1 protein-coding gene is annotated in these 1240 nt (G+C 66.6%); it reads right to left on the bottom strand.

All coding sequences use genetic code 11. The features are described 5' to 3' along the window. Positions 1-20 precede the first annotated feature (20 nt). Positions 21-965 carry a chemotaxis protein gene (locus tag D7T59_RS21075; protein WP_005409577.1) on the bottom strand — a complete coding sequence of 315 codons (945 nt, stop codon included), beginning with the start codon at positions 963-965 and terminating at the stop codon, positions 21-23. Between the last annotated feature and the right edge of the window lie 275 nt (positions 966-1240).

Genomic DNA, 1240 nt, shown 5'->3' with positions numbered 1-1240 from the left:
CCACTACCGGATCAGAGGCCTTACGCCGCCAGCGCGACCTTGCGCAGGCGGTCCAGCACGAAGTCGGCCAGCTCGTGCGGCGAGTACTTGGCGACGAAGGCGTTGGCGCCGACGCGCTCGACCATCGCATTGTTGAATACGCCCGACAGCGAGGTGTGCAGCAGCACGTACAGGCCCGCCAGGCCCGGGTGGCGCCGGATTTCCGTCGTCAGCGTATAGCCGTCCATGGCCGGCATCTCGATGTCCGAGATGACCATGGCGTAGCGTTCGGCCGGGTTCTCGCCCGAGGCGTGGATCTGCAGCAGATGGTCCAGTGCCTGCTTGCCGTCGGAAAGCAGGGTGGCACCCACGCCCAGCTGGTCGAGCACGCTGCGGATCTGCTGGCGGGCCACGCGCGAGTCGTCCACCACCAGCACCTGCAGCTGCGGGCCATCGGATGGCATCGCCATCGCCGGGTCGAGCACGGCTTCACCGCGGACCTGGGCAATGTCGGCCAGCACGCTTTCGACGTCGATCACCTGGATCAGCTCGCCCTGGAAGCGGGTCACCGCGGTCAGGTAGCTCGATTCGGCGCCCAGCTCCGGCGGCGGGTGGATGTCTTCCACCGCGATGTTGACGATGCGCTCCACGCCGCTGACCAGGAAGCCCTGGATCGAGCGGTTGAACTCGGTAACGACCAGGTAGCCGGGGGAGGTGTCCGCCTCCGGCTCGCGCTCGGGATGGCCGATGGCCAGGCCGAGGTCCAGCACCGGCACCGAGCGGCCACGCACATCGGCCACGCCGGAGAACTGGCTGGGCAGCCCGGGCACCTGGAACAGCTCCGGGCGCCGCAGGACTTCCTGCACCTTGAAGACATTGACGCCAAAAAGCTGACGTCCGCCGAGACGGAACAGCAGCAGCGCCAGGCGGTTGTGGCCGGCCAGACGGGTCCGCTGGTCGATCCGGTTGAGCAGGTCATGGGACATGGCTGCTGTATCGGCGCCGCAGTGGCGGAACTTGAGGGTGGTGTGCCGCCCGCGTGTTCCACACCGCTTTGCCCGGCTCTGCACCGCATTTGTAGAGTCGACTGTTGGCGGCTGCTCTTCCGGTCGACTGCTCTTCGATCCGATCGCGGGAACCCCCGCGCTTCGCGCGAAAGCCGACTCACGCGAAAGTCGACTAACTGTGACTTCCCGGTAGGTTGTTCACCCGGGGCATCTGAGGAGAATGGTGGTTACCACACCAAACCTTTCGCCCCAGA

Origin of the sequence: Stenotrophomonas maltophilia (assembly GCF_013464915.1) — a bacterium.
Classification (GTDB): Bacteria; Pseudomonadota; Gammaproteobacteria; order Xanthomonadales; family Xanthomonadaceae; genus Stenotrophomonas; species Stenotrophomonas maltophilia_AT.
The sequence above is the reverse complement of the archived record's forward strand: the minus strand, read 5'-3'. Positions and strand labels throughout refer to the sequence as shown.

What these genes read in the sequence shown, in the direction of transcription:
- D7T59_RS21075 (WP_005409577.1), bottom strand. Translation starts at nt 965, where the DNA reads ATGTCCCATGACCTGCTCAACCGGATCGACCAGCGGACCCGTCTGGCC.